The organism is Bradyrhizobium sp. HKCCYLS1011 (genome assembly GCF_051167795.1).
Lineage (GTDB): Bacteria > Pseudomonadota > Alphaproteobacteria > Rhizobiales > Xanthobacteraceae > Bradyrhizobium.
The window spans coordinates 720,473-742,391 of record NZ_JBNPTT010000001.1 but is presented as its reverse complement, the minus strand read 5'-3'; the positions used below and the strand labels follow the sequence as shown (position 1 = coordinate 742,391).

Here is a 21,919-nt window from a genome sequence, read left to right as displayed (position 1 = left end):
ACCTGGCGGCTATCCGCTCGGGTCCCAGGGCTGCCGCGCGGCGTGGTGGATGTGCAGGATCTCGATCGTGTCGTCGGCGACGCGATAGAAGATCTTGTAAGGGTAGCGCCCCAGCGGCATCACGCGTACGTCCGAGCGGCCCGAGACGCGCCGCGCACTCGCCGGCCAGCGCGAGATGTGAGCGACAACGCGTCGGATGCGCCGCTCGACGGCTGGGGCGACGGTCGGATAGTGGAGCATGAGGCAATCGGCGATTGCAGCGAGGTCGTTGAGGGCTTCGTCGGTATAGACGACCTTCATCGCGTGCGGAATTTGGCGAACGCGGCTTCGACCTCATGCTCGCTGGCAAAGCGGCCTTCGGCAGCGGCGCGCAAGCCGCGATCGATTCCGGCCAGTTCCTCCGGGGTGGGCTGGTATTCGCCGCCCTCCAGGCCCGCGTCGAGCTCAAGGGCGAGCTCGGCGAGTTCGTCCTGAATCTCGGCCGGCCATCTCTCGACGCGCTCCAGGGCTTCTGTCAGCTTTCTGGTTTTCATGGCAAGAACGTTAGCACGATTGTGCGTCGCTGTCAGTAGCCCGGATGAGCGAAGCGAGCGAGTAGGGCGCGTTAGCGAAGCGTAACGCGCCGCACATCGCGGCACAGCGAAGTTGGCGGATTACGCTCCGCTAATCCGCCCTGCGCGCTTCGCCTGGGCGTCGTCGAGTTCGGCCTGGGTATAGCCGCTCGTCCAATGGTCTGAATTTATGCGCCGTGCCGATCACGCCTTTCGGCGCCAGTGTAGGATGGGTTGAGCGCCAGCGAAACCCATCACTGTTATCTGTCGCATCAGGGTGATGGGTTTCGCCTTCGGCTCTACCCATCCTACGCGAGCTAACACATCCACCTAACTACAAGCTGACAACAGCGGGGGTAGATGAATGAACAGGGCGCAGATCGTCGCTGATACAGCGATACCGTTCAGCGCTCGTTCAGCCTTAGGTAGATACCGATAGCAAGCGGATTGAAGCACCACGTTCATGGTGGTGAACAAGCCGCTCCATCGCAGAGGCTCGTTCTCAATAGAGGCTCGTTCATCAATCCCATCGAGGATCCCATGAAAATAGGCCGTGTTGGTTCTGCTCTCGTCGGCGCAACGGCGCTCGCTTTCACATTTTTCGGCTGTGCCACTTATGCGGAGGCTTATCCGCTCTCGGTGCCGGCCGGCCCGTTCGGCGGATGTCCGCCGGGCTACTCGCTCGGCCGTGCCGGCCAAGCGTGCTGGATACGACGGGTCCGGCCCGGCCCATATGGCGGGTGTCCGGTCAACTACCATCTCGGTCCATACCGCGGCTGGTGCTGGGCAGACTTCGTCGGATAGGCGGGCGCGTGCGGTGGGTTGAGCGGACGCGCAAGCCATCGCCCTCGAAAGAAAAATGCGTCTAAGAAATGTCTTGATGCGTGTCGCTTCCGCCGTCACCTCGTAGCAGTGAGGGCGGAAGACGCTTCCGGTCCTCCATGCTCCATGTGGCCGGACATTGATGGAGCGAGTAGGGCGCGTTAGCGAAGCGTAACGCGCCGCACATAGCGGCACAGCGAAGTTGGCGGATTACGCTTCGCTAATCCGCCCTGCGCTTGCCGCTCAAACCCCCCTCACGTGATTGGATGATATGTTTCAGTGGTAGCCGCGCCAGAGTGTGGTGAAATGCGCGCGCAATATACGGCCGACACCATAGAGAACGGAGACCTTTATGGAGAACGAGCCGATGACAGATGAGACGACACCTTCCCGCACGAGACTGGCCTATGGCTCCAGCGGCTTGAAGGGGCAGACGGTCACAGCCCCTGTCCGCCTGAGGCGAGCGCACTGCTGCTGCGGGGCGTTGCGAGCGGAAGCAACGGACGAGCCCATATTTGTCGCGGCCTGTTCCTGCCAACAATGCCAGCGCCGGACGGGATCAGCGTTTGGGATGAACACCTTCTGGCTACCAGAACAGGTAAAGATCCACGGAGAGTCGCATCGTTTTTCTCGCATCTCCGATCGCGGAGGGCGCGTCATTTTTCATTTTTGCCCGCAATGCGGCTCAACCGTTCATTGGGAAATTCCAGACCTGAGGCCAGGCTGGGTTGTTATTGCCGCAGGCGCCTTCGCCGACCCGCAGCTTCCTCCACCCATGATTTCGGTATGGGAGCAGTTCAAACACGGATGGGTCTCTCCGCCGGCGACCGACCACTTTTGGGAACAGCCCGAGTAGAAATCTAACGCGTGTCTTCGCTTCACGGGTAGATGATCTCGGGGGAAGAGCAGCGAGGTCCGACAAGCAGACGAGAAGTGTAGATGCCTCGCCGAGCCCAGCGAGAACGGACGGCGTTCGGCTGCTAGCCGACTACAGCCGCGACATCGGCCATTTGTCCCACCGCTCCCTTCGTGATCAGTGAGCAGGGCGCGTTAGCAAAGCGTAACGCGCCGACTGGGAGCAAGAGCGGCGGATTACGCTGCGCTAATCGGCCCTACGCTTGCTCTTCGGCGCAACGGCGCTCGCTTTCACCTCTTTTCGGCTGTGCTACTTATGCGGAGGCTTATCCGCTCTCGGTCCCGGCGGGCCCGTTCGGCGGATGTCCGCCAGGCTATTCGCTCGGCCATGCCGGCCAGGCGTGCTGGATACGACGGGTCCGGCCCGGCCCATATGGCGGTTGTCCGGTCAACTACCATCTCGGTCCATACCGCGGCTGGTGCTGGGCGGACTTCGTCGGATAGGCGGGCACGTGCCATGGGTTGAGCGGACGCGCAAGCCATCGATGTCGAAAGAAAAATGCCTCCAAGAAATGTCTTGATGCGTGTCGCTTCCGCCTTCGCCCGCAGGGGCGAGGGCGGAAGACGCTTCCGGTCCTCCATGCTCCAGGTGGCCAGACATTGATGGAGCGAGTAGGGCGCGTTAGCGAAGCGTAACGCGCCGCACATAGCGGCATACCGAAGTTGGCGGATTACGCTCCGCTAATCCGCCCTTGCCAGCGCAAGGGTCGACCGCGGCAATCGGCCCGGGCTATGGGAAGTAAAGTGCAACGCCACCGTAATTCCATCGCCTAAATTCACGGAGCATGGAGAGCAGCCTGGCGATAGCCCTTAGCGATTCGATAATCCCATTCTGCGACGAATCCGTTCGATCTTTCCCATGTTCGAACCTTGACGGTGAAGTCACGTCTAGCGACAATTTTGGTGTGAAACCAAAGGTGCGCTCCTTTTGAAATCAGGTCACAGGCGCCTGCTAATACGTTTGCAAATTCCATGCTGACACTTCCATAACTTGGAAGGACCAACAGTCCAGCGCACCGTTCAAATGGAAACAGGCGATCATCTAAGAAGTCGGCATCGTGCGTAATGAGTAGTCGGCGCAGCTTCCATGCAGTTGCAAACACAGTCTGATCGTCAACGGTCCTGAGACGTGCCACGTCGCACTCTTTCACGTCAAAGTTTTTGTAACGCATAACATGCACCGCCCAAGGCTCCATATTTGCGTCCATTAGGAAGCGCGTTTTTGGTGACCTTCTCCATTCGCTCCGAGCCGCGTTAAGACTAGCTCTCGTGAGCGGTTCGAAATGCTGTCGTCTTGCCTTATGTAAGCTTGGCACGACGCTTTCTGTCCTCAACGGGCTGATAACCTGGATAGCTAATTGTCTTCGGGGTGGTCGCCAATATATCCGCAACCTTCTCCATTGCATCCTACTTTCGTTCCTAATGGGAGCAATGTTTGGCGTCTACAAGAAGGGCAAAAAGCTTGTAAATGGTAGTTCTTCTCTTGAGACGTTTTCATTAGGGCCTGAAACTTTTTATTTTCCTCCATAACTCTTGCCGCAGCTGCTTCTCGCTCGCGCTGCGCCTGAACTCGCTCGAAGCAAATCTCGGCAGCCGAACCGCTAACCAAGAATTCCAGGGCGATATCCATCGAAGTGGCGAGTTCTGCGGCTCTTTGGTCGTCGATGAGAAAAGCTGATGCAAAGACCTTTGCTTGGTGTTCAGCCGACTCTGAGGCGCTCATCTTGGAAATGGTGGTTGTGCCGGTGGCGCCAGTGGCGCGATGGTCAACGGCGCCCTCTTCGGCATGCATTACCCCATGGCCAAGCTCGTGTGCCATTGTCATTCGAGTTCGGGGATCTCCCCAGAGGAGAGATGAACCGACCGACTGCCTCGTAGTAATCACTACAGAACCGTCAATTAATTCTGTTCTGGCATCTTTCAATCCAAGGACGGCGTCTGGGACCACCCGATATATAAGCGGCTTCTCACCTCGGACAGTTAATATTTTTCCACAACGAAGGACGCGGCCGATGTTAACTGGCCACGTTCTGCCGATGTGGTAGTACTCCTTTGTACGTTGAGCTAAGCGCCGACACTCGTCGTTGGAGCGACGGGTGACCTTGCGATCGTCATGCTCATCGTCCATTGAAGCTCCTTATCGTCGATGGTTCCTTACGAACACTCCATCGTACTTCATGCAGGGCCGCGCGCGTTTTTCTTGATTACGGCTTCCGCCACTTGTCGGGCGAGCCGCGAGACGTATTTCGAACCCGCTCCACGTGGGGCTGTGCGTCCGGGCTGAGCTCTCGGGCGCGGTCGATCGCTTCGCGCTGTGTCGGCAGGACATCACTAGCCCGCTCTGAGCCTGCCCGCCGGACAGCGTAGTCACCTTCCGGCCGGCGTTCGACGTAGATACGCTTATCTGTCATCGCATTCCCCCGTAAGTGGATCAGATGGTGAAATGCCCGAGCCGAGGCCCGGGCATTTCGGTTTGGTCTTCGTTACGAACACCCCGTCGTGGACCCGCACGTATCGCACTTCATGCAGGTGCCGTTGCGCACCAAGGTGAAGTTGCCGCACTCACTGCACATCTCGCCTTCGTAGCCTTTGGCCTTGGCTTCGGCACGGCGCTCGGCCTTGGTGGCGGTTTGGGCGGCGGCGCTGCCGGCCTTGCTCCACTGCAGGGCTTCCAGCTTCTCGGTGGGCGAGAGGTCGTGGCTCGGCTCCTGCTTCAGGGCGACGGCGCCTTCGATGGTGTCGCCGGTCCTTGAAGAAGAGAGAGCGGAGACCCGGGGCCCCCCTCCCTGACCCTCCCCCACGAGGGGGGAGGGAACGGAGGCACCGCCGCCGTGGCTGGAGGAGCCGCCACGCATCACGACCAGATTGTCCGTCCGCGAGCGGGTCAGGCCGCGCGAGAGGTACTTCGCGGCCTGCTGGCTTGGGCCGTCCTCGGCCATCTTGCCTTCGTCGACGCCGCGGCCGAGCGCATCGAAATTGCTTTCGCTGGGATCGACATGGGCGAGGTCGAAGCGGGAGAGATAGCTGACGGCGAGCTCGCGGAACACATAGTCCAGGATCGAGGTCGCGTACTTGATGGAGTCGTTGCCCTGCACGGGACCCGCCGGCTCGAAGCGGGTGAAGGTGAAGGCGTCGACATATTCTTCCAGCGGCACGCCGTATTGCAGACCGAGCGACACGGCGATCGCGAAGTTGTTGATGAAGGAGCGCAGCGCCGCGCCCTCCTTGTGCATGTCGATGAAGATCTCGCCGAGCCGGCCGTCATCATATTCGCCGGTGCGGAGATAGACCTTGTGACCGCCGACCACCGCCTTCTGGGTGTAGCCCTTGCGGCGATCCGGCATCTTCTCGCGCTCGCGCATCACCACGATACGCTCGACCAGTTTCTCGACCACGCGCTCGGAGATCTGCGCCGCTCTTGCTGCCATCGGCTTCTCGTAGAGCGCCTCGACCGCATCGTCCTCGTCCTCATCGTCGCTGATGAGCTGCGAGTTGAGCGGCTGCGACAGTTTCGAGCCGTCGCGATAGAGCGCGTTGGCCTTGAGGGCGAGCTTCCAGGACAGCAGATAGGCCGACTTGCAGTCCTCGACCGTGGCGTCGTTCGGCATGTTGATGGTCTTGGAGATCGCCCCCGAGATGAACGGCTGCGCCGCCGCCATCATGCGGATGTGGCTCTCGACCGACAGATAGCGCTTGCCGATCTTGCCGCAGGGATTGGCGCAATCGAACACCGCATAGTGTTCGGCCTTCAGATGCGGCGCGCCTTCCACCGTCATCGCGCCGCAGATGTGGACGTTCGCAGCCTCGATCTCGCGCTTGGTGAAGCCGATCGCCGAGAGCAGGTCGAAGTTCGGCGCGCTAAGGGCCTCGGCGCCGACACCGAGCTGGTCGCGGATGAAGTCCTCGCCCAGCGTCCACTTGTTGAAGACGAACTTGATGTCGAAGGCGGTCGGCAGCGCCTTCTCGACCTTCGCGATCGCCTCGTCGGTGAAGCCCTTGGCCTTCAAGGTCGAGGCGTTGATGCCCGGCGCATTGGACAGCGAGCCGTGGCCGACCGCGTAGGCCTCGATCTCCGCGATGTCAGCTTCGCGATAGCCGAGCGCGCGCAGCGCCTCGGGAACCGCGCGGTTGATGATCTTGAAGTAGCCGCCGCCGGCCAGCTTCTTGAACTTCACCAGCGCGAAATCAGGCTCGATGCCGGTGGTGTCGCAGTCCATGACGAGGCCGATGGTGCCGGTCGGCGCCACGACGGTGACCTGCGCATTGCGGAAGCCATTCTTCTCGCCGAGCTCCAGCGCATCGTCCCAGGCCTTGGTGGCATGAGCGATGATCGAGGCCTGCGGGCAGGAGGCGTGATCGAGCGGCACCGGGGCCACCGAGAGCGTCTCATAGCCGGTCGCCTGGCCATGCGCGGCGCGGCGATGGTTGCGGATCACGCGCAGCATGTGCGCGGTGTTCTTCTTGTAGCCGGGGAAGGTGCCGAGCTCGCCCGCCATCTCCGCCGAGGTCTTGTAGGCAATGCCGGTCATGATCGCCGACAGCGCGCCGCACAGCGCACGGCCTTCCTTGGAGTCGTAGGGAAGACCCATGGTCATCAGCAGGCCGCCGATATTGGCGTAGCCGAGGCCGAGCGTGCGGAACTCGTAGGACAATTCCGCGATCGCCTTGGACGGGAACTGCGCCATCAGCACGGAGATCTCGAGCACCAGCGTCCAGAGCCGGCAGAGATGCTCGTAGGCTCCGACGTCGAAATGCTTGGTGGTGGTGTTGTAGAAGGTCAGCAGATTGGCCGAGGCCAGGTTGCACGCCGTGTCGTCCAGGAACATGTATTCCGAGCACGGATTGGAGGCGCGGATGTCGCCGGACGCCTTGCAGGTGTGCCAGTCGTTCATCGTGGTGTTGAAGTGCAGGCCCGGATCGGCGCTCGCCCAGGCGGCGTAGCCGATCTTCTCCCAGAGGTCGCGCGCCTTCAGGGTCTTGGTGATCTTCTTGGTGGTGCGGCCCACCAGATTCCAGTCGCCGTCGGTCTCGACCGCGCGGAGGAAATCGTCCTTCAGCGACACCGAGTTGTTGGAGTTCTGGCCGGAGACGGTCAGATACGCTTCCGAATCCCAGTCGGTGTCGTAGACCGGGAAGTCAATGTCCTTGTAGCCTTGCCTGGCGAACTGGATCACGCGCTTGATGAAGTTGTCGGGCACCAGCGCGCGGCGGGCGAGCTTGATCTCGCGGCGCAGCGCCGGGTTCTTCTCGGGATCGAAGCAGTCGTCGCCCGAGCCCTCGCAATTGACGCAGGCCTTCAGCACCGCCTTCAGGTGCTTCTGGTTGATCTTGGAGCCCGTGACGAGGGCCGCGACCTTCTGCTCCTCCTTCACCTTCCAGTCGATATAGGCCTCGATATCCGGATGGTCGGCGTCGACCACCACCATCTTGGCAGCGCGGCGGGTGGTGCCGCCCGACTTGATCGCGCCGGCGGCGCGGTCGCCGATCTTGAGGAAGCTCATCAGGCCGGACGAACGGCCGCCGCCGGAGAGCTTTTCGCCTTCGCCGCGCAGGCTGGAGAAGTTCGAGCCGGTGCCGGAGCCGTATTTGAACAGGCGCGCCTCGCGCACCCACAGATCCATGATGCCGCCCTCGTTGACGAGGTCGTCCTCGACGCCCTGGATGAAGCAGGCATGCGGCTGCGGATGCTCGTAGGACGATTTGGATTTCGTCAGCTTGCCAGTCTTGTAGTCGACGTAATAGTGGCCCTGGCCGGGGCCGTCGATGCCATAGGCCCAGTGCAGGCCAGTGTTGAACCATTGCGGCGAGTTCGGCGCCACCATCTGCTTGGCCAGCATGACGCGCAGCTCGTCATAGAACGCCTGCGCATCCTCCTCGGCGGTGAAATAGCCGCCCTTCCAGCCCCAATAGGTCCAGCAGCCGGCGAGGCGGTCGAACACCTGCTTGGCCGATCGCTCGCTGCCATAGCGCTCGGTCTCGGGCAGCGCAGCCAGCGCCTCGGTGTCGGGCACCGAGCGCCACAGCCAGGACGGCACGCTCTCTTCCTCGACCTTCTTCAGGCGCGCGGCGACGCCGGCTTTGCGGAAGTATTTCTGGGCGAGCACGTCGGAGGCGACCTGCGACCAGAACTCCGGCACCTCGACATTCTCGAGCCGGAACACGACCGAGCCGTCAGGGTTTTTGATCTCCGAGGTGGTCAGCCGGAACTCGAGCCCGGCATAGGGTGACTGTCCTTCGGTGGTATGACGCCGTTCAATCCGCATCGGTCGTGCCCCAATCAAGTTTCCGGGCTGCTTTGCGTTGGCGCAGACCCGGGTCATTTTTCATTCGCCGCGCCGTCGCCCGCCTGACGGGCGGACAACGAAACGCAACCGTGAGAACCGGTGGTCCGGTCCGTCTCTTTCAACGCCCCAACTGTCCCCTGGGCCTTATCGGCAGCCCCTCAATCAGCGCGTTCCAGATCATCCCAAAAGCAGGGCAGACACGCCCTTCACCCGAGGCCATGAGGCCGGCGGAGTGGTCATTTCGGAACCCATCGGGAGGTGCCAGCGGGACCCGAAACAGAACTCGCGCCGACGGGGTGGAAGCTAGGATGACTCTGTCGCGCCCGTCAAGGACTAGTACGAGTTCCTGAATCAAACACTAAATATGGGGGAAAGTGCGGGATAACCAGGGCCGATCCCGGCCTCGTGATGGGCTTAAGTATCGGTGAGTCCGAGCGGATTCCAAACCCGAAAAATTTGTTGGGCACGTCGTCCACAGCCGTTCGCCCCGCTGTTCACAGGGCAGTCATTCGCCTCCGTCCGATTACGGTTTTTGCCCTTGCATCGGCGGGACTCACCAGCGGTTACGGAGACGGGGCTTCAGCCGGCTCAGGCGAGGGCCGAGGGCGACGATTCGGCGGTCTCATGCTCGGCGCCCTTCAGCGCCAGCCGCACCATCTGCGCCAGATCCGACCTGCGGTAGGGCTTGGTCAGCAGCAGCGCGCCCTGATCGAGCCGGCCATGTTCCACCATGGCATTGTCGGTGTAGCCGGAGGTGTAGAGCACCTTGATCTCCGGCCGGCGCCGGCTGATCTCCTCGGCGAGCTCCTTGCCGTTGATGCCGCCCGGCATGATCACGTCGGTGAACAGGAGATCGAATCGCGCTCCGTCATCGACCTGCGCCAGCGCCTCGGCGCCGGTCGAGGCCGTGAGCGTCTTGTAGCCCAGCATCTTCAACTGCGTGACCACGAAATCCTGCACCAGGCGGTCGTCCTCGACGACGAGAATGGTCTCGCTGCCGCCGGGGATCGGAGCCTCGAGCGTCTCCTTGATTTCCGCACCGCCTTTGGCGGGCGGCAGATACATCCGGATCGTGGTGCCGCGGCCTTCCTCGCTGTAGATCTTGATATGGCCGCCGGATTGCTTGACGAAGCCGTAGACCATGCTCAAGCCAAGGCCCGAGCCCTTGCCGGCCTCCTTGGTCGTGAAGAACGGCTCGAAGGCGCGGTCGCGCACCTCCGCCGACATGCCGGTCCCGGTATCGCTGACCGCCACCATGATGTAGGGGCCGGGCGCGACACCGACATTGGCCGCCGCATAGGCTTCGTCGAGCACGACCCTTTGCGTCTCCAGCAGGAGCTTGCCGCCATCGGGCATGGCGTCGCGGGCGTTGATCGCGAGATTCACCAGCGAATTGGCCAGTTGCGCCGAATCGATATGGGCCAGCGGCTCGTCCTCTTCGAGGATCGAGTTGATCTCGATCTGCTCGCCCAGCGTCGGGCGCAACAGCTTGGCGATGTCGAGCACGGTGCTGTTGACGTCGCTGTCGCGCGGATGCAGCGGCTGCTTGCGCGCGAAGGCGAGCAGGTGCCGGACCAGTTCCGTGCAGCGGTCCGCCGCCTCGCTGATCAGCGTGGCCGTTGCCGCCGCGGCCGGGCGATCCTTGGTGTCCTCGATCAGGGACTCGATCGTGCCGGTGATGATGGTCAGCATGTTGTTGAAGTCATGCGCGACGCCGCCGGTCAGCTTGCCGATCGCATCCAGCTTCTGCGCCTGATGCAACAGCCGCTCGGTTTCGTGGACGGCCGTGATGTCGTGATAGACCATCGCCGCGCCCGTGATCTGGCCCTCGGCGTTGCGCAACGGGCGGCCGCTGATCATCAGCCGCACCACGTCGTCGCTGTCGAGACGATGAACCACGACTTCGCTGCGATCGAAGGACTCCCCGCGCAGCACGCGCGGCGTCGGCAACGCCGCATCCGGAACCGGGGTGACGCCGTCGCCTTCGAACACCCTGATCCGGCTGCGCACCTCCGTAAGGCTCTTGTTCTCACGGTAGCCGAGCAGGCGCTCCACCGCCGGATTGGAGAATATCACCTTGTCCGAGGCGTCGATGACCAGCACGCCCTCGGCCATCGTATTGAACGTGTTCGCGAGCACTTCCGCCGAGTGCTGCAGCTTGTCATGCGCCGCGATCAGATCGGCGTGCTGCTTCTCGGATTTCTCCGCCAGCGAGCTGGCTTCGGCCTCGGAGCGCGTGAGCGAGGCGCGCAAGGTGCGGTCGGCAATATAGGCGCGCCGCAGCAGCAGGGCGGCAACGAGCAGCACGAAGGCCACGCCGGCAAGATCGATCCCCAGCAGCAGCGATCCGGTGCTCCGCGAGGTCGCAGACCGCAGCGCCAGCAGCCGCCGTTCCTCGGTGGTGAAACGATCGATATGCTCCGAGACCCTCGCCATCATGGCGCGCGCTTCGGCGCGCTTGGTGAAATCGAGCATCCCCTCTGTGTCGCCTGCGGTGTGGAGGGCCATCGCCTGGGCAGCGATCTCCAGCCGGCGCTTGATCAGCGGTTCGGTGGTCTTGAGCAGCGCCCACTGCTCGGGATTCTCACTGACCCCCTGCATCAGCTCGGCGAGGGCGGGCGGGATCTTTGCGCTGGCCTGCTCGAATTCGACGTGCAGGCTCGCAGCATCGGTCAGCACGAATCCGCGGGCGGCCGACTCGGCCTCGCGGAGCAGCAGCCGCAGTTCGGAGGCCTGCTGCAGCACCTTCAGCGTATGATTGACCCGGTCCGTATCGTGACGGGACTTGACGTCGAGAGCCGTCGATGCGGCTCCGATCGCCAGCAACATTCCCAGACCAAGTGCAACTGCCAATCGCTGTGAGATCATCGACTCTGCTCAGTTCTTCTCGATAGCAAGGCCACGGACGGTTGCCGCACTGGTTCCGCCGCGCATCCAGAGACGATGTCCATAAGGAGATGATCTGCCGAGACGGCTTGCGTCGCAAGGGGCGAAGCATTCGGGCGCGCAACGCTGCGCGGCGTGTCCGAGCGATGGCACTCGACGGTCTCGCTCAGAACCGCGGCCCGCAACTCTTCACCCAGTCAAATGCGGCGGCGGATCCCGAATCACGTTTGCCGAGGACAATGACGCAGTGGCGAAGCGTATAGGACGGAATGCGCCGCATCTCTGCACAGCGCCGGGCATATGACAGAGCAGATGCAAAAAATATTCGGCACAAAACTTGGGCACAAAACAAAGGCGGCGCTGGGATGCGCCGCCGTCGTCGTCATGCCTGGGATCGTCGCCTGCAGCCTACGGGCAGGGATGCCGCAGACCGTCATAGCCGAGATAGGTGCCCGACGCAGGGTCGTAGGAGCGGTAGCGTTGCGCGCAATAGCTTGCGTCGCCGCCGGCTGCGACTGCGACCGGGGCACTGTCATCGTAGTAGGAATAATCGGTGTAGTAGTCCGGGCTGTAATCATCATAATAATAGTCTGGACCGCCATAATAGGCGTAGGAGCCGAGCGCGGCGCCTACAGCGACACCCGGCCAGAAGCCGCCACGGTGATGCCAGCCGCCGCCATGCCAACCACCGCCGCCGCCGGTACCGCCGCGCCAGCCGCCGCCGCTAAAGCCACCGGTTGCCACGCCCGGGCCGGTTGCGACTCGGGTGCCTGGGCTCGCCGCGACGCTTGGGGCCGCAGCCATCGCGCCGCGACCGCCGAAGCTGCCGCCCCCGCTGAAGCCACCGCCACCCCGGCCGCCGCCGAAGCCGCCGCCACCAGGACCACCGCCGAAGCCGCCACCGTGACCGCCACCGCCGCCACCGCCACCGATCGCTCCGCCACCACCTCCGTGGCCGCCGGGTCCTTGGGCGAAGCTCGCCGTGGACGCCGCCACCGGCAGAATCAGCGCCACCGCCAAAGCGGCGCCCGTTTTCTTCAGATTGAACATCGGTCAGACTCCATCAGGGGAAAATGACCTAACCTCAGGCGACGGGGGTCGTTCCCGATCGGGACCCACACCTTGCCGTGTGCAGCGGTTGAAACCGGCAGAACACGTGATGCTGGCCGCGGGCGCGCCCAGGCGTGACACTGGACAAGTCGGTGGCGGGGTGGCATCAGGACGCAACCCGCCTCCAATCCGGCTCGCTCGCATGAAACAGTTCCTGCTCAAGTTCTTCACCTGGTGGAACGGTCAGACCTTCGGCACGCAGTTATGGACCTGGCGGTTCGGGGAACTGGTCGGGCAGGACGAGCAGGGCAACCGCTATTACCGCACGGCCGGCGGCAAGATCGATCCGGTGCTGCATTTCGAGCGCCGCTGGGTGATCTATAACGGGCTCGCTGAAGCGAGCCGGATTCCGCCGGCTTGGCACGGCTGGATCCACCATATGGTCGACGTGCCTCCAACCCAGGACGGCTACAAGCCGCGCGAGTGGGAGAAGGCGCATCAGCCGAATCTGACGGGAACGCCGTTGGCGTATCGACCAGCCGGTTCGACGCTCGCGAGCGGTCGCCGGCCGAAGGCGACGGGTGATTATCAGGCCTGGACGCCCGGCAACTGATCATCGGCCTATTTGACATTCCACCCCGGCAGAACGTAGCTGCAGCGCGCATCGCGCCGCGCGGAAGCGCTCTCGAAGCCTGATCTGTCAGCGGTCCTGTGAATTGCGGGACTAACGGGGATGGCGCATGCGCGTTCTACCGAGACCTCTTGCCGATCGCCCGCGCATGCGGCTCAATGGCGTGGTCTTACGGAGGTGGGTTTCTCCACTGCGACGGTTCGGGGCACAGAATCGCGACTGTCTCCGATATGCAGCGGCACCCGAGCTGGATCTCACGCCCGGACGGAGCTCAGCTCCTCCGCGCCTCAGTCCGGCAATCGCCCGCCAGATGTGGTGTCGCCGTAAGAACAGGAAAGGCCGCCAGGGTGCCCTCGGGCAATCCGGCGGCCTTTTTCTTTGCGATGCGAAGCTACGATCGAACCGGTGAGGCCTGATGAAGCCGTTCGGCGGCGCGATTCGCCGAGGCGATGCGGCGCTCCCGAGACGGTGCGATCCGCTCCAGCATCGCGCTCAACACGTCGGCCGGTGCCGTATCCGGCGCGCCCGCGCGGAACGGCGGCGCTGGGTTGTACTCCAGCCGCAGCTGGATCATCTCGGCCGTCTGGCGGTCGACCAGATGTGAGACGAGCGTGAGCGCGAAATCGATGCCCGCCGTCACGCCGCCGCCGGTGATGCGGTTCCGGTCGATGCAGACGCGGTCCGTGCTGACCGTGGCCCCGAACAAAGGCAGGCACTCGCGCGCGCTCCAATGGGTTGCGGCACGATAGCCGTCGAGCAGGCCGGCGGCGCCGAGCGCCAGCGAACCCGTGCAGACCGAAGTGATGTATTGGGCGCCAGGCGCCTGCCGGCGCAGAAAGCCGATCACCTCGTCGTCATTGACGATATCATCGACGCCGAAGCCGCCGGGCACGCAGATGACATCGGCCTGCGGGCAGTCCGCGAATGTCGTGGTCGGCATCAGCGTGAGGACCGAATCCGTCGGCACCGGTTCGATCCGCTTCCAGGCGAGCTGCAGGCTCGCGCCCGGGATGCTGGAAAACACCTGCAGCGGACCGGTCAGGTCGAGCTGGGTGACGCGCGGAAACAACACGAAAACGACCGAGAGCGGCGCAGCCATGACGGGCCTCCTGGTTTGCTGAGTGAGAAGATGCTTGACCGCGCGGATTATGCGTGATGGGCTCGACGTCAGAAATGCCGGATTTCCCTCGTTTTGTGACGTCCGGTGTAACCATCGTGAGACCGGTGCCATGATCGGCGTCCTCATCTTTCCGGATTTCCAGCTGCTCGACGCCGCCGGGCCGATCTCGGCGTTCGAGATCGCCGGCCGCTATGCCCGCAGGTCCACGCCGATCAGGGTGATCGCCGCCGAACCGGGGCCGGTGCGCTCGTCTTCCGGCGTCGAGATGCTGGCGCGCAAGTTCGGACCTGCCGCAGCGTTGTCGACCTTGCTCATCGCGGGTGGAGACGGGGTCGAAGCTGCGGCCCGCAACACATGCGTCCTCCGCTTTGTGCAGTCCGTTGCCAGGCGCGGGACGCGCATCGCCAGCGTCTGCTCGGGCGCGTTCGTTCTTGCGGAAGCCGGTCTGTTGGATGGCAAGCGTGCCACCACGCATTGGCACCGCACCCGGCAATTCCTGGCGACTTATCCCGACGTCAAGCTCGAGCCTGACAGCATCTATATTCGCGACGGCAATATCTGGACCTCAGCCGGGATCAGTGCCGGGATCGATCTCGCGCTGGCATTGGTCGAGGAGGATCACGGGGCCGAGATCGCGCAGGACACCGCGCGCCAGCTCGTGCTCTATCATCGCCGCAGCGGCGGCCAGTCCCAGTTCTCGTCACTGTTGGAATTGAAGGCGCCGACCGGCCGCTTCGGTCCGCTGCTCACCTGGGCGCGCGAGAATCTGGATGCGTCGTTGACGGTCGACAATCTCGCCGAGCGCGCCGGCATGAGCGCGCGGCATTTTACGCGCGCCTTCATCGCGGAGACCGGCACCACGCCGTCGAAAGCCGTGGAGCGGCTGCGCATCGAGGCGGCGCGCCTGCGCGTGCAGGCCTCGCATGAGCCGATCGAGCGCGTCGCGGAGACGACGGGATTCCGCGATCCTGAGCGCATGCGCCGCGCCTTCATCCGCGCCTTCGGCCAGCCGCCGCAGGCGTTGCGCCGCGCGGCGCGGGCGGGATAGAGTTTCGGCAATGGTCCGGAAGCTCGAAAGGATCGCACGATGGCCGGCTCCATGAGTTTTGCGATTCTGTTTCCAGCCCCTTATGTGATCGAAGTCTCCAGGCTGCGGCAGCAGCTGGATGAGGCCCATTTCGCCTGGGTCACAGAATGGAGGCGGCAACAGCAGGCCTTCGAGATCGAGAACATCCGCTTCACGCATGATCCGCATTGGAACAAGCGCTTCTTCAGCATGCAGGCGGCACGCGATGGAGGTCACTGGTTCTGGCAAGCCACGAGGATCGTGGCGACCTGCAGTGGATTGTCGGTCTAAAGCGCGATGAGATTAGGATGAATCGTCATCGCGCTTTAGGTTATTGTTTGAGCATGATCTTTTCGGAAAACCGCTTCGCCCTTTTCCGGATCATGCTCTAGGCGATTGTTGGCATCCGTGGACGCGCGACCTATAGTCCGGCCGAGATAAGTTCGATTGCGATTTGGGGGCATGCGCACCACCATCATCACCGGCAGCGGGGCCGGCATCGGCGCGGCCGTAGCACGGCGACTGGCAGGTCCGGGACAGGCACTGATGTTGCACGGGCAGGGGGCTGACGAGGCCGGGCTGTCGCGGCTGCAGGCCGTCGCTGACGAATGCCGGCAGGCGGGAGCCACCGTCAGTTATCGCTGCGGCGACCTCGCCACCGCCGACACGGCCTCCGATCTGGTTCGCGCGGCGCGCGACACGTTCGGCGGCATCGACGCGCTGGTCCATGCCGCCGGCTTCGCCGACCGCCGCAGTTTTCGGGATCTGCCACGCGAGGAGTTTGATCGCTCCTTTGCGGTGATGCCGGGGGCCTTCCATGAGCTTGCAAGCGCGGCGCTGCCGGATCTGACGCGGAGCGCGCAGGGGCGGGTCGTGGCGATCTCGAGCTTCGTGGCGCACCGCTTCGTGCCGGGCGGCACCTTTCCCGCCTCGGCCGCAGCCAAAGCCGCGCTGGAAGCGCTGGTGAAGTGTCTTGCCATCGAGCTTGCGCCGACGGGGGCGACGGCCAACGTCGTCGTGCCCGGCTACACGCGCAAGGATGTGGGACGGCTCGGCTCGCTGGATCCAGCGGCGTGGGAGAGGGCCGCCAAAGCCAATCCGCTGCAGCAACTTGCCGAGCCCGATGATATCGCGGCGACGGTGGCCTTCCTGCTGTCGCCGGAAGCCCGTCACATCACCGGCGCGGTGCTGCCGGTCGATGGCGGACTGACCTTGATGTAGGGGAATGACGGCGCGATGGCGGCCGGGACAAACGAACAAGCAGCTGATGTCGTCGTGCTGGGGGCGGGCATCGTTGGCGTGTCCGCAGCCTATGCGATCCGCGAGCGCGGTCTCTCCGTCATTCTTGTCGATCGCAGGCCGCCTGGCGAGGAGACCTCCCACGGCAATGCAGGCATCCTCTCGAGCGGCTCGATCCTGCCGCTGAACAAGCCGTCGCTGTTCAAGACTCTGCCGTCCTATCTCACCAACCAGAGCGCGGCGTTGCGCTGGAGTCCGTCCTGGACGATCAGGAACGTCGACTGGGTGCTGCGCTTCCTTGCCAATGCGGTCGATGCCCGGGTCAAGCCCCGCGCGACCGCGCTACATGGGCTGATTGGCGCCTCGCTCAAGCTGCATCGCGACTGGATCGCGCGGGCCGGCGTGCCCGAGCGTATCCGCGAGACCGGCTGGCTCAAAGTCTGGCGCAGCGAGGCGGTCGCGGCGGCCAGGGCCGAGCATGATGTCCTCGCCGACTACGGCATCAAGAGCGAACTGTTGGATCGCCAGGCCATTTCTGCGCTCGAGCCCAACATCGTCCCGTCCTACGCGGTCGGCTTGCTGCATTCGCAGACGGCATCGGTCGACTCGCCGGGCAATGTCACCAAGGCCTATGCGCGGATGGTCGCGGGGAGCGGCGGCTTGCTGCGGCAATCCGACATCAACGCGCTGGTGACGGACGGCGATGGCTGGCGGGTCGTGCTCGGCGACGGCGTCATCCGCGCCCGCCATGTCGTGGTCGCGCTGGGGCCGTGGTCACCGGATATCCTCAAGCCACTGGGCTACAAGGTGCCGATGGCGTTCGAGCGCGGCTACCACCAGGAATTCAGGCCTAACCCGGCGCGCAAGCTGCAGCGGCCGATCCACGATGCCGAGGGCAGCTTCGTGATGACGCCGATGGAGAACGGCATCCGCGTCACCAGCGGTGTCGAACTGACCGACCGCGATGCGCCCTCGAATTTCGCCCAGCTGACGCAGGTGGTGCCGCTGGCGCACGCTGTCGCGGAATTCGGCGAGGCCGTTGCCGCGCCCTGGCGCGGCGCGCGGCCCACTTTGCCGGATTCGCTGCCGATCATCGGCCCTGCGCCGCGCCATTCCGGCCTGTGGTTTGCATTCGGCCATCAGCATATCGGCTTCACCACGGGGCCGGCCACGGGGGCTGCGGTCGCGGCCATGATCGCGCAAGACAGGCCGTCCTTCGACGCCTCGGCGTTTGCCCCGAGCCGCTACCTGTGAGAACCGGACAAGAGCAGGCGCGCGGTCGCGCCACTGCGGAGCGGGCATGAACTACGTCTGGGATTTCGCGATCCTCACCAAATACAGCCGGCTGTTCTGGATCGGGCTCGGCTGGACCATGGCTTACACCGTCGGGACGATCTTTCTGGGCACGGTGATCGGGCTGATCGTCGGCCTGGCCAGGCTCAGGCGCTGGCGGGTGATCGACTGGCTGCTGCTTGCTTATATCGAACTGTTCCGCTGCACGCCGCTGCTGGTGCAGATCATCTGGTTCTATTACGCCTTTCCGGTCCTGATCGGCGTCAACATCCCCGCGCATATCGCGGCCGTCACCGTGCTGTCGCTCTATGGCGGCGCGTTCTACGCGGAGATCGTGCGCGGCAGCATCGAAAGCGTGCCCCGCGGGCAGTGGGACGCGGCGCGCGCGCTGGGCCTGAAGTCGTGGCGGATGATGCGGCTCGTGATCCTGCCGCAGGCGCTCAAGCCGATGCTCGCGCCTTACGTCAACCAGTCGGTGACGCAGCTGAAGAACACTTCGCTGGTGTCGGTGATCGCGGTGCCGGATCTCGTCTATAATGCAACCCTGATCAATGCGGATACCTACCGGCCGCTCGAGGTCTACACCATCATCGCGCTGATCTATTTCGCGATCCTGTTCCCCGCCACCTGGCTCGGGCGGTGGCTCGAGCGCGGCATGACCTACGACAAGGCGTGAGTTCGGTTGTCGTTATTGCGAGCCAACGGGTCCGCGCGGATGCGCGGCCCGATGACAGCTCCGCGAAGCAATCCAGAGCCGGGAAAGAAGTCTGGATTGCTTCGTCGCTTGCGCTCCTCGCAATGACGGCGGGTAGATCAAATGCTCAGTTCGACCGGCACGTCCTCGGGCTTCACGTCCGACAGCGACAGGCCCTTGACGAACCATTCGCGCATCTGGCCGATGCCTCTGTTGTAGTCGACCCACACTGAGAGGAAGTCGCGCCAGCGCTTGTCGGACTCGCGCCGCACCGCCATGGCGGAAGCGACCGAGACCGAGGGCGACTGCAGGATCTTGTAGGTGCCGAGATTGGGGTTCTTGGCGATCGCGGTCAGCCCCAGCACCAGTGCATTGACGACGACGTCGACGCGGCCGGACGCCATCTCCAGCATCACCTCGTCGCGTGACTTCAGGGATTTGATCGTGGCATTCGGCGCAAAGCGCCGGGCCACCGCCTCATTGGCGGAGCCGACGTCGACGGCGATCCTGACTTCGGGCTTGTTGATGTCGGCCCAGGTCTTCGCCTCCAGGCCTTTCTTGAGCATGGCGCCGAACGGATGCGGAAATACGGTGTTGGTGAAATCCACCACCAGCGCGCGCTGCGGGGTCGGATTGAGCGCGAAGCCGAGGTCGATCTTGTTGGCCTGCAGGTCGAGCACCGAATTGCCGTAGGTGGATTCGGTGTATTCCAGCTTCACATCGAGCAGCTTGGCGATGTCGTTGGCCATCTCGATCGAGAAGCCCGACCAGTTGCCGGTGGCGAGGTCCTTGTTGAAATAGGGCAGTTCGCCCGGCAGCACTGCGATGCGCAGCACCTTGCTGGCACGGACGCGATCGAGCGTATTGTCGGCGGCGGCTTGCGCCGAGGCGGGACTGGCCATCGCGGATGCAAGCGCAGCACCGCTGCCGATCGCAAGGGCGTAGCGCAACGCCTCGCGGCGGTCTTCGGAAATCTTTTGTTCGTCGGATGTCGTCACTTGATCCTCCTGCCCGGCAGTGCGCAGCAGGGTAGCTTCGGCTTGCCGCGCCAGCAACACGCATATCGAGCGCTTCGGCAACCTGAGCGACGCGGCGAGGTCCTGCGGCCATCTCTGAGCGTGCCGTGTACGAGGGGATGCATCATTCGGATGCAGGGCTGATCAGCCCGTGATCGGTCTCGCTGCGCGGCTTGGCGCGCAGTCGCTCGGCCAGCGGCTGCAACAGGAGCGGCGCGAGATAGATCGGAAACTGGCTCATCGCGAAATAGAGCCAGGTGGCGCCTGGCAGCGCGCCTTCGGTGGCCGCCAGCATCAGTCCCATGTTCCGCTGCGACACCATCAGTCCGAGCGCCATGGCGCGGTCGCGGCCTGAGCCACGAAACAGCAGCATCGTGAGGGCGAACAGCAGGAAGAACATCGCGAAGGCGAGCGCTGCAAGCGCGAGCATGTGCAGCGGATCGGCCCAGAGGTCCGCGAGGACATGGCCCATCACGGCGGCGACGAAGACGAACAGGATCAGCACGTTCAGCCCGTCGATCGGGGCGCGGTGGCGACGGATCGCCGCGATGCCGGCCGCGACGCGGATGATGGCGGCGACGACGAGCGCTCCGGCCAGGATGCCGGCAAGCTTCAGCCCGAGCGCGAGCGGCGACAGCGTCAGGATTGTCCCGAGGAAGAAATAGGCAAACAGCGGGGCGGTGAGCGGCACCAGCGCCGTCGAGGTCACCAGCGTGATCAGGACCAGCGTCGCATCGAGGCCCATCAGCGCAGCCAGGGCCGGTGATGCCATCATCGGCGACGCCATGGCCTGCAGCATCAGTGCCAGGAGCAGATCGGGCGCACGCGCATCGGCATGGGCGATATGCGCTGACATCCCGACCAGCGCGGGGACCGCGATTGTTGTCCATGCCGTTGCCGCCAGCACCAGCGCCGGCCTGCGCAGATAACTGCGCAGTGCCGAAAGATCGACGCGCATGAAGGAGATGATCAGCAGCAGGAAGATCGCTTCGGTGACGTAGGGCCGGAGCAATTCGCCAAGCGGCGGCAGCGCGATGCCGAACAGCACGAGCGCGGCAATCGCGCGCGTGCCCTGATTGCCGAGCCAGGTGAGAGCTTGAAGCGGGAAAAGCAACGCACCGCGCAGCGGGGATAACATCCGAACGTCCAGGGCAACGAGATCAATGCACGGCGGGACCATGCGTCAGCACGGTCACAGCGCAAAGTCACATCTCGTTACCGATGATGTCGGGCATCGTCGGCGTGTCCGAAGCGCGCGTCACCATGACGCGCGCGTGATGACGTGTGCTACTGCGGGCCGGATCCGCTCACCACGATCTTCTCGTTGAGCTTCTGATCGACGATCTCGACCGTGCGGTCGATCTCGGGACTGGGCATGCCGAGCTGATGCGAGATCAGCTTCACCAGGAGATCGACCCGCTCGATGAAGGGCGCTCCGCTCGCCACCGCGCGGGCCGCCGACGACGGCTTCAACAGGCTTTCCGCGGCCTTGGCATATTTCTCGAACGGCACCTGATCTTTCGGATCGGCGCCGAGCCGCCGTGCGACGGCATCCACATGGTCATAGATCGATTGCGAGCGCGCGAGGTCGCCATGGACGGCATTGCGGATCGACTGCGGGTCGGACGGCGTGATGCAGCGATAGTTGCCGGTCAACAGCATCGACCATTTGGCCAGCGGCACGAACAGCGAGTCGAACACTTTGAGCTTCACCGGCACGTCCTGGCCGTCCAGGGTCACCGCGTCGATATCGCGTTCCAGCTCGCGCAACAGCGCGTTGTGCTTCTCATCTTCGAAGATCGCGGCCTTGAAGTTGGTCGGAAGGCCGACATGCAGCACGTTCGCGCCCTCTTCGGGCGGACGGAACGCCTGCGGATCAGGCGAGCACAGCGTCACCAGGCCGGGCGTGAAGCGCTCCCAGACCCGCGGGTTGGTGTAGGCTTCCTCGAGATCCATGTTCGCCAGCGCCGGAATCCGCTTCAGATAGGGCAGGGGCGGCATGTTCATGATCGACAGGCAAGGCAGCTTGGCCTCGGCGATCTTGATCATCAGAACGCGGATGGTGTGGTTGGTGTATTGCGGCTCCTGCATCGCCAGGCCGACCAGATCGTAGCGCGACAGATCGACCTCGTGCGGAGGCGTGGCATCGAGGGTGCCCGGCAAAGTGCGCGAAAAGATCGAGCGATGGGTCGGCTCGTCGCGCAGCTTGATGCGAACCTCGGTGCCCTCACGATTGATGAGCTCGGCGGTATTCTTCCGGCAGACCAGGGTCACGTTATGACCCGCCATCAACAGCTTGGTCGCCAGCAACGAGCCGTATGAGGCTCCCAGGATCAGAATATTGCGTGCCAT

19 protein-coding genes are annotated in these 21,919 nt (G+C 63.8%); 7 read left to right on the top strand and 12 right to left on the bottom strand.

What is annotated here, in order from left to right; translation table 11 throughout:
- Window positions 1-9: 9 nt before the first annotated feature.
- Window positions 10-300: a type II toxin-antitoxin system RelE/ParE family toxin gene (locus ACQR1W_RS03405; RefSeq protein ID WP_434849483.1), complete on the bottom strand. Its 291-nt coding sequence runs from the start codon at window positions 298-300 to the stop codon at window positions 10-12.
- Complete coding sequence (locus ACQR1W_RS03400) at window positions 297-533, bottom strand: hypothetical protein (protein ID WP_434849482.1); 237 nt, start codon at window positions 531-533, stop codon at window positions 297-299. The genes ACQR1W_RS03405 and ACQR1W_RS03400 overlap by 4 nt, the downstream gene beginning before the upstream one ends.
- 1,192 nt (window positions 534-1,725) lie before the next feature.
- On the opposite strand from ACQR1W_RS03400, the gene ACQR1W_RS03395 reads away from it, so the two are divergent.
- Complete coding sequence (locus ACQR1W_RS03395; RefSeq protein ID WP_434849481.1) at window positions 1,726-2,229, top strand: GFA family protein; 504 nt, start codon at window positions 1,726-1,728, stop codon at window positions 2,227-2,229.
- 835 nt (window positions 2,230-3,064) lie between these two features.
- Here the strand turns inward: ACQR1W_RS03395 and ACQR1W_RS03390 are convergent.
- From ACQR1W_RS03390 to ACQR1W_RS03365, 6 genes are all read right to left on the bottom strand, one after another.
- The gene (locus ACQR1W_RS03390; protein ID WP_434849480.1) at window positions 3,065-3,496 is read right to left on the bottom strand and encodes a DUF5615 family PIN-like protein; all 432 of its coding nucleotides are present in this window, start codon (window positions 3,494-3,496) and stop codon (window positions 3,065-3,067) included.
- A gap of 146 nt (window positions 3,497-3,642) precedes the next feature.
- Window positions 3,643-4,416 carry an ImmA/IrrE family metallo-endopeptidase gene (locus ACQR1W_RS03385; RefSeq protein ID WP_434849479.1) on the bottom strand — a complete coding sequence of 258 codons (774 nt, stop codon included), beginning with the start codon at window positions 4,414-4,416 and terminating at the stop codon, window positions 3,643-3,645.
- Window positions 4,417-4,492: 76 nt separating this feature from the next.
- On the bottom strand, window positions 4,493-4,699 hold the full coding sequence (locus ACQR1W_RS03380) for a DUF2188 domain-containing protein (RefSeq protein ID WP_434849478.1): 207 nt from the start codon (window positions 4,697-4,699) through the stop codon (window positions 4,493-4,495).
- A 72-nt stretch (window positions 4,700-4,771) separates the two neighbouring features.
- Window positions 4,772-8,551, bottom strand: coding sequence for a vitamin B12-dependent ribonucleotide reductase (locus tag ACQR1W_RS03375; RefSeq protein ID WP_434849477.1), 3,780 nt, complete (start codon window positions 8,549-8,551; stop codon window positions 4,772-4,774).
- Window positions 8,552-9,160: 609 nt separating this feature from the next.
- Window positions 9,161-11,440 carry a CHASE3 domain-containing protein gene (locus ACQR1W_RS03370; RefSeq protein WP_434849476.1) on the bottom strand — a complete coding sequence of 760 codons (2,280 nt, stop codon included), beginning with the start codon at window positions 11,438-11,440 and terminating at the stop codon, window positions 9,161-9,163.
- 426 nt (window positions 11,441-11,866) lie between these two features.
- Window positions 11,867-12,508, bottom strand: a complete 642-nt coding sequence (locus ACQR1W_RS03365; RefSeq protein WP_434849475.1) for a BA14K family protein — start codon at window positions 12,506-12,508, stop codon at window positions 11,867-11,869.
- Window positions 12,509-12,710: 202 nt separating this feature from the next.
- Between ACQR1W_RS03365 and ACQR1W_RS03360 the strand changes: the two genes are divergently transcribed.
- On the top strand, window positions 12,711-13,121 hold the full coding sequence (locus tag ACQR1W_RS03360; protein ID WP_434849474.1) for an NADH:ubiquinone oxidoreductase subunit NDUFA12: 411 nt from the start codon (window positions 12,711-12,713) through the stop codon (window positions 13,119-13,121).
- Window positions 13,122-13,530: 409 nt separating this feature from the next.
- On the opposite strand, the gene ACQR1W_RS03355 is transcribed toward ACQR1W_RS03360, so the two are convergent.
- Complete coding sequence (locus ACQR1W_RS03355) at window positions 13,531-14,238, bottom strand: DJ-1/PfpI family protein (protein WP_434849473.1); 708 nt, start codon at window positions 14,236-14,238, stop codon at window positions 13,531-13,533.
- Between the two features lie 130 nt (window positions 14,239-14,368).
- Between ACQR1W_RS03355 and ACQR1W_RS03350 the strand changes: the two genes are divergently transcribed.
- The 5 genes from ACQR1W_RS03350 (at window position 14,369) to ACQR1W_RS03330 (ending at window position 18,533) form a co-directional block, all read left to right on the top strand.
- A complete protein-coding gene (locus tag ACQR1W_RS03350) occupies window positions 14,369-15,307 on the top strand; it encodes a GlxA family transcriptional regulator (protein WP_434849472.1) in 939 nt (312 codons plus the stop codon).
- A 39-nt stretch (window positions 15,308-15,346) separates the two neighbouring features.
- Window positions 15,347-15,616 (top strand): hypothetical protein, encoded by a 270-nt coding sequence (locus ACQR1W_RS03345; RefSeq protein WP_008966886.1) that lies wholly within the window; start codon window positions 15,347-15,349, stop codon window positions 15,614-15,616.
- Window positions 15,617-15,787: 171 nt separating this feature from the next.
- A complete protein-coding gene (locus ACQR1W_RS03340) occupies window positions 15,788-16,546 on the top strand; it encodes an SDR family NAD(P)-dependent oxidoreductase (RefSeq protein ID WP_434849471.1) in 759 nt (252 codons plus the stop codon).
- Between the two features lie 15 nt (window positions 16,547-16,561).
- Window positions 16,562-17,818 carry an NAD(P)/FAD-dependent oxidoreductase gene (locus ACQR1W_RS03335; protein WP_434849470.1) on the top strand — a complete coding sequence of 419 codons (1,257 nt, stop codon included), beginning with the start codon at window positions 16,562-16,564 and terminating at the stop codon, window positions 17,816-17,818.
- Window positions 17,819-17,864: 46 nt separating this feature from the next.
- Window positions 17,865-18,533: an amino acid ABC transporter permease gene (locus tag ACQR1W_RS03330; RefSeq protein WP_434849469.1), complete on the top strand. Its 669-nt coding sequence runs from the start codon at window positions 17,865-17,867 to the stop codon at window positions 18,531-18,533.
- A gap of 137 nt (window positions 18,534-18,670) precedes the next feature.
- Here ACQR1W_RS03330 and ACQR1W_RS03325 read toward each other — a convergent pair whose 3' ends face one another.
- The 3 genes from ACQR1W_RS03325 to ACQR1W_RS03315 form a co-directional block, all read right to left on the bottom strand.
- Window positions 18,671-19,549: a transporter substrate-binding domain-containing protein gene (locus ACQR1W_RS03325; RefSeq protein WP_434849468.1), complete on the bottom strand. Its 879-nt coding sequence runs from the start codon at window positions 19,547-19,549 to the stop codon at window positions 18,671-18,673.
- 142 nt (window positions 19,550-19,691) lie between these two features.
- Complete coding sequence (locus tag ACQR1W_RS03320; protein ID WP_434849467.1) at window positions 19,692-20,705, bottom strand: Na+-dependent transporter; 1,014 nt, start codon at window positions 20,703-20,705, stop codon at window positions 19,692-19,694.
- Between the two features lie 149 nt (window positions 20,706-20,854).
- Window positions 20,855-21,919, bottom strand: a complete 1,065-nt coding sequence (locus ACQR1W_RS03315) for a ketopantoate reductase family protein (RefSeq protein ID WP_434849466.1) — start codon at window positions 21,917-21,919, stop codon at window positions 20,855-20,857.